Annotated in this window: 6 protein-coding genes; all 6 read right to left on the reverse strand. The window is 76.5% G+C overall.

Features of this window, described 5'->3' with window-relative positions:
• A partial coding sequence (locus CTKZ_RS19285) for an L-aspartate oxidase (RefSeq protein ID WP_124344436.1) occupies window positions 1–1,497 on the reverse strand: 1,497 nt, incomplete at its 3' end.
• 44 nt (window positions 1,498–1,541) lie between these two features.
• Window positions 1,542–2,036 (reverse strand): aspartate 1-decarboxylase, encoded by a 495-nt coding sequence (gene panD, locus CTKZ_RS19290; protein ID WP_124344437.1) that lies wholly within the window; start codon window positions 2,034–2,036, stop codon window positions 1,542–1,544.
• The gene (gene panC / locus CTKZ_RS19295; protein ID WP_124344438.1) at window positions 2,033–2,995 is read right to left on the reverse strand and encodes a pantoate--beta-alanine ligase; all 963 of its coding nucleotides are present in this window, start codon (window positions 2,993–2,995) and stop codon (window positions 2,033–2,035) included. The genes panD and panC overlap by 4 nt, the downstream gene beginning before the upstream one ends.
• Window positions 2,992–4,077 carry a Rossmann-like and DUF2520 domain-containing protein gene (locus CTKZ_RS19300; protein ID WP_124344439.1) on the reverse strand — a complete coding sequence of 362 codons (1,086 nt, stop codon included), beginning with the start codon at window positions 4,075–4,077 and terminating at the stop codon, window positions 2,992–2,994. Before CTKZ_RS19300 ends, panC begins: the two co-directional genes overlap by 4 nt.
• Window positions 4,074–5,804, reverse strand: a complete 1,731-nt coding sequence (locus CTKZ_RS19305; protein WP_235843563.1) for a PH domain-containing protein — start codon at window positions 5,802–5,804, stop codon at window positions 4,074–4,076. Before CTKZ_RS19305 ends, CTKZ_RS19300 begins: the two co-directional genes overlap by 4 nt.
• A complete protein-coding gene (locus CTKZ_RS19310; RefSeq protein ID WP_124344440.1) occupies window positions 5,801–6,313 on the reverse strand; it encodes a PH domain-containing protein in 513 nt (170 codons plus the stop codon). Before CTKZ_RS19310 ends, CTKZ_RS19305 begins: the two co-directional genes overlap by 4 nt.
• Between the last annotated feature and the right edge of the window lie 134 nt (window positions 6,314–6,447).

A 6,447-nucleotide genomic window follows, 5' to 3' on the forward strand; every position in this document is an offset into this window, starting at 1 on the left:
GCGCTCGTGCGCGTCGGTCGGCACGGCCGCGAGCGCGGACACCGCGCGCGTCAGCCCGTCGCCGGACCGCAGCACGCCGGGCCCGTCGGTCGCGATCCGCTGCACGCGCGAGCGTGCGGCGGCGGCGACCAGGGCGGCGTCCCCGGCCCGCTCCTGCGGCGTCCGACGCGGCAACGCACCCGCCTGGACCTTCTCCGCGATGTGCCGGGCGGCCCGCGTCGAGAACACCAGACCCTCGAGGAGCGAGTTCGACGCCAGCCGGTTCGCTCCGTGCACGCCGGTGCACGCGACCTCTCCCGCCGCGTAGAGGCCCGGCACCGACGTCCGCCCGACGAGGTCCGTGACGACGCCGCCCGAGTGGTAGTGCTGCGCCGGTGCGACCGGGACCAGGTCGTTCGCGAGGTCGATCCCGTGCTCCTGCAGCCGCTCGTGGATCGTCGGGAACCGGCGCCGCAGGAACTCCGCGCCGAGGTGGCGCGCGTCGAGCCACACGTGGTCCGCGCCGGTGTCGGCCATGCGTCGCACGATCGCGTGCGCGACCACGTCGCGCGGGGCGAGCTCGGCCATCGGGTGCACGTCGGGCATGAACCGCACGCCGTCGGTGTCCAGCAGCAGCGCGCCCTCGCCGCGCACCGCCTCCGACACGAGCGTGAGCTGCCCCTTCACCCCCGCGCCGAGCCACAGCACCGTCGGGTGGAACTGCACGAACTCGACGTCGCCCAGCACGGCACCGGCCCGCAGCGCCGCGGCGATGCCGTCGCCCGTCGCCGACGCCGGGTTCGTCGACGAGCGGAACACCTGCCCGATGCCGCCCGTCGCGAGCACCACGGCCCGTCCGAGCGCCGCGCCCACGCCGTCACGCTGCCCCTCGCCGATGACGTGCAACGTCACGCCGCACGCGGCACCGGGGGTGCCGTCGGGTCCGGGCGGGCCGGTGAGCACGTCCAGCACGAGCGCGTGCTCGATGACCTCGATGCCCGGGTCGTCGCGCACCGCCTCGATCTGCGCGACCAGCGCGCGCGAGATCTCCGCACCCGTCGCGTCGCCGCCCGCGTGCGCGATGCGGTCCGCGTGGTGCCCGCCCTCGCGCGTCAGCGAGATCTGGCCGTCGGGCTGCGTGTCGAACACCGCGCCGCGCGCCACGAGCTCGCGCACGCGCGCCGGACCCTCCGTCACCAGCACCTCGACCGCGCGCGGGTCGCACAGGCCGACGCCCGCGACGAGCGTGTCCTGCAGGTGCGCCGCCGGGGAGTCCGACGGGTCGAGCGCCGCGGCGATGCCGCCCTGCGCCCACACCGTCGAGCCCGAGACCAGCGCGTCCTTCGTGACGAGCAGGACGCGCGGCACGCGCGTGCGCAGCTCGAGGGCGGCCGTCAGGCCCGCGATGCCCGAGCCGACGACGACCGCGTCCGCCTCGACCGTCCAGCCCGCCGCGGGCGCGGCGAGCCGCGTCGCGAGACGCGTCGCCGTGCCGGAGCCCGGACGGGCTGCAGGCACGGGGGTCGTCGCCGGGGCGCCGGCGGCCCGGTCCGCGACCGTCGTCACCGGTCGGTGCCGGCCTGCGGGAAGGGGTGCGGGTGCTCGACCAGGTCGCGGCCCACCGCGAACGGCACGCCGCTCGACACCAGGCCCGCCTGCTCCGTCCACTCGTCGGGCACCCGGCCGGGGTCCTCGCCGAGCTCGACGATCCGGTTCTCGGCGTCGACCAGCACGACGTGCGGCTGGTACGTCCGCGCCTCGGCGTCCGACATGAGGCCGTAGGCGATGAGGATGACGACGTCGCCCGGGTGCACGAGGTGCGCGGCGGCACCGTTGATGCACACCTGGCCCGAGCCGGCCTCACCCGCGATCGCGTACGTCGTGAGACGCGACCCGTTGGTCACGTCGACCACGTCAACCTGCTGGCCGGGCAGCAGGTCCGCTGCCGCGAGCAGGTCCGCGTCCACGGTGATCGAGCCGACGTAGTGCAGGTCGGCCTGCGTCACGGTCGCCCGGTGGATCTTGCCGGTCATCATGGTCCGCTGCAGCGTCGTCATGCGCGGGCTCCTTCCTGCGCGTCCGCCCCGGGCGCGAGCACGCCGTCGGGCCGGCGGGACGCCCCGAGCGTCACCGCCGTGTTGTCGATCAGCCGCGTCGTCCCGACACGCACCGCGAGCAGCAGCAGCGCGACGCCGGCGGTGGTCTCCGCGACCGGGGTGAAGTCGTCCGGGTCGACGAGCGCGACGTAGTCGACGTCGTCGTCCGCGACGCCCGCCGCCGCGAGGGCCGTGCGGGCCGCGTCGAGCACGTCCTGCGCACCCGCGCCGGCGCGCGCCCACTCGGCGCCCGCACGCAGCGCACGCGACAGGCCGAGCGCACGCTGCCGCTCGTCGGGCGACAGGTAGGCGTTGCGGCTCGACAGCGCCAGGCCGTCGACGTCCCGCACGAGCGGCGCGCCCACGACCTCCGTCGGGACGTCGAGGCTGCGGACCATCGCGCGGATCGCAGCCAGCTGCTGCGCGTCCTTCTCGCCGAACAGCGCCACGTCGGGTCGCGTGAGGTGCATCAGCTTGAGCACGACGGTGAGCACGCCGTCGAGGTGTCCCGGCCGCGCCGCACCCTCGAGCACGTCGCCGATCGGGCCCGCGCTCACCCGGACCGTCGGGTCCCCGTCCGGGTACATGACCGCGACGTCGGGCGCGAACACCACGTCGCCCGCGCCCAGCAGGCCCGGTCCCGTGAGCAGCTCGAGGTCGCCGTCGAGGTCCCGCGGGTAGCGCGACAGGTCCTCGGTCGGGCCGAACTGCAGCGGGTTGACGAAGATCGTCGTGACCACCACGTCCGCGAGCTCGCGCGCGTGCGCGACGAGCGACAGGTGGCCCGCGTGCAGCGCGCCCATCGTCATGACGACCGCGCGGCGGTACGGCTTCGTGCCGCGCGCCTGCGCGTCCTGGTCCGAGAGGGCCGACGCGAGCTCGTCACGCGTGCGCGCGAGCACCGGCCTCGTCATCGTCATCGCTCGTCCTCCTGCGGGCGGTCGGGGCCGGTCGGCCCGTCGTCGGACCCGCGCGACGGGTCGTCGGCGGGTCGTCCCTCCTGCTCCAACCATCCAGCATCCCCGGTCATGCCCGGTGCCGCTGCCGGGGTGGCGGACGTCACGTCCGGGGTGTCACCCCCGGCGAGCGCGTCGAGCAGCCGGGTCGCGGCCGCGTCGGGGACCAGACCCGCGGCGAGCGACCGCTGCGTCGCGGCCCGGGCGAGCGCGCGGTAGCCCGCCAGGACGTCGACCGCCCCGGTGCTCGCCCCGAGCGCACCGAGGACCGCGACGTGCTCGCGCACCGTGCCGTCGTCACCGCGGCGGACCGGGCCCGTGAGCGCGCTGATCGCGCCCGCGCCCCGGTCGCCCGACGGGTCTGCGGGCGACTCGGCGCGCAGCGCACCGTCGAGCGCGGCCTCGAGCAGCGGGCCGAGCATCCGGCCCGGGTCGGCGACGCCCGCCGCCGCGAGCGCCTGCGCCGCCTGCGCGACCAGCACGACCAGGTGGTTCGCGCCGTGCGCGAGCGCCGCGTGGTACAGCCCGCGCGCGGACTCGTCGACCACCACGGGTTCGCCGCCGATCTCCACGACGAGCGCCTGGCCGATGGGCAGGACGGCGTTCGGCCCGGTGACCGCGAACGGGCAGCCCGCGAGCCGTGACAGGTCGAGCGACGTGCCCGTGAAGGTCATCGCGGGGTGGATCGCGAGCGGGATCGCACCGACCGCGCGCGCGGCCGCGAGCACGTCGGTGCCGAACCGCCCCGACGTGTGCACGACGATCTGGCCCGGCTGCCACGCGCCCAGGTCGCCGAGCCCGGTCACCAGGTCGGTCAGCGCGTCGTCCGGCACCGTGAGCAGCACGAGCTCCGCGCGGCGCACGACCTCCGGGACCTCGACGAGCGGCACACCCGGCAGCAGCGCCTCCGCACGCTCGCGCGACCCCTCGGAGATGCCCGACGCCGCGACGACCGGGTGACCGGCTCCCCGCAGCGCGTTGCCCAGGACTGCCCCGACGCGGCCCGTGCCGACCACGCCCACGCCCAGCCGGCCCGGACGCGTCACCCGCCCGCCCCGGGCTCGGTCCGCAGTGTCCCCGCCTCGGGACCGCGAGTCGGCGGCTCGCCCGCGACCGCGGGTCCGTCGACGAGCGAAGACCCGCCCGGGGACGCGCCGTCGTCCGGAGCCACGACGGCGCCGTCCGGCAGGACCGACGCCGCGGCAGGGCCGGCCGACGCCGGCTCCGCGGCACCCACCTGGCCCGGCACCACGGCGGGCAGGGCGAACTTCCGCATCCACTGCTCCGGACCCTCGCTCGCACGGGCGGTCCGCGCGCGCTCCGACTGCTCGTCGAGCAGCGCGACCGCGACCCCGGCGTCGAGGTGTGCGATGTCCGGGCTGACCGGCCCGGGCGTCGAGTGCACGACGAACGACGCGAGCCCGAGACGTCGCTGCAGCGGCCCCTGCTGGAGACCGAGGGACTGCGTGCGCTCGTGCGGCACGACGTCGACCTGCCGCCACCAGCGCCCGCGCCGGATGACGAGCGCGCGCTGCGTGACGAGCACGCCGTGCCGCCGCCAGCCCAGCGGGTCCACCCAGCGCGCGCGACGCGGGGCGACCGCGAACCCGTGCGCCTCGTCGGTGCCGGTCAGGGCCGCGTCGACGACGCCCACCGGGTCGTCGACGCCGAGGTCGTGCAGGACCAGCCACAGGGCGGTGCGGACCTCGTCGCGCGTCGCGACCGGGTGCAGGACGGTGTCGCGCTGCTGCTCGCCCGACGGCGAGTACCCCGCGACGTTCATCTCGACCCGCCACCAGTCGGGCCGCCGCCACCACATCCCCTGGCTGATCCGGATCGCCTGCACGCGCCCCGGCGGGACGGTCTGCGCCCGCGACTCCGTCAGGCCGTGGCGCAGGCGGATGCCGTCGGGCGACGTCGCCGCGCGGAAGCTCGCGCCCTGGTTGATGCGGGACCACACGTACGAGACGAGGCCGAAGAACATCGGCAGCAGGAAGAACACGGTCGCGAAGGTGCGGCTCAGCACGCCCGCGGCGACGGCGACGACCGCCGCGAGGACGAGGCCGACCGTCGCGCCGGAGCGCAGCGTGGCGAGGACCAGCCGGCTCATCGGCACCTCGTACACCTGGTGCTCGGGTGCGGCCTCGAAGGCCACCGACGACCGCGCGGCCGGCGGCACCGCGCCGTCGACCGTCGGGTCCGCCGCGCCCGTCGACGCGTCACCGTCCAGCGCACCGGGTGCGCCGTCGACGCCGGCCGCCACTGCGGTGGACCCGGGACGCTGGAGACCGGCGGCGAGCGCGAGCAGCTCGGCCCGCAGCGCGAGCGCGTCCGACTCCCGCAGGAACGCGAGGCTCACGCCCGACCCCGACCCGCCCGCGACCTCGAGCTTGAGCTCCGCCAGCCCCACGAGCCGCGCGAGCAGCGGCTGCACGACGTCGACGGCCTGCAGTCGGTCGAGCCGCGCCTGCCGCTGCTGGCGGAACAGGATGCCGGTGTTGAGGTGCACGGCGTCGTCGGTCACCGCGAACCGCGTCATGCGCCACGCGAGCGCCGAGTACGCGAAGCCGACGACGGCGACCGCCGCGAGCCCGCCGAGGACGACGACCCAGCGGTACCCGTCGACGAGCTCGAGCAGCCGCCGCACGTCGTCCGCCGCCTGGTAGCCCACGACGACCAGCACCGCGACGACGATCTTCCAGCCCTTGAGGGCCGGGGTCACGGGGTGCATGCGCCGCCAGTCGACCGCCGGCGGCGCGGTCGTGCCGCTCACAGCCCCGCCAGCCGCGCCTCGCCGCGGGACGCGAGCCGGTCGCGCAGCCGCGCGGCCTCCTGCGGGGGCAGCCCGTCGATGGTCGCCGTCGTCGCGGGCGACGCGGTGTGCAGCTGCACGGACGCGATGCCGAGCTTCCGCGCGAGCGGACCCGCCGTCACGTCGACGTACTGCATGCGGCCGTAGGGCACGACGACGAGCTGCCGGAACATGATCCCGCGGCGCACCAGCAGGTCGTCCGCGCGCTCGGCGTAGCGCATCGCGCGCACCTGGCGCGGCACGAGCACCGTGATCCACACGACCAGCGCGAGCACCAGCGCGGGGAACGACCAGAGCCACGCGACCTGCGTGAGGGCCGCGAGCGCGACCCCGGCCAGCAGCAGCGGACCCATCCAGATCGCGGTCACGATGAGCCGCGCCGACGCGAGCCGCGGCGACACCGGCGTCCAGTCGACACCGAGCGGGTCGAAGAGGTCGGCCGGGGCGTCCGGCTGCGTGACGTCGGTCATGCGCCCATCCTCCCACCGAGCACCCTGGCCAGGGTGCGACGGGGGCCCCTCACGCCGACGGGTCGGGCGTGGCCTCCTCGCGCCGCACCGCACCCTCGTCGGGCGGGGGGACGCGGCAGAACCGCTCCACCACC

Source organism: Cellulomonas algicola, from assembly GCF_003851725.1.
GTDB lineage: Bacteria > Actinomycetota > Actinomycetes > Actinomycetales > Cellulomonadaceae > Cellulomonas > Cellulomonas algicola.

Coding starts and splice junctions, on each gene's coding strand:
- CTKZ_RS19310 (WP_124344440.1), bottom strand. CDS start 6,313: ATGACCGACGTCACGCAGCCGGACGCCCCGGCCGACCTCTTCGACCCG.
- panD (WP_124344437.1), bottom strand. CDS start 2,036: ATGACGACGCTGCAGCGGACCATGATGACCGGCAAGATCCACCGGGCG.
- panC (WP_124344438.1), bottom strand. CDS start 2,995: ATGACGATGACGAGGCCGGTGCTCGCGCGCACGCGTGACGAGCTCGCG.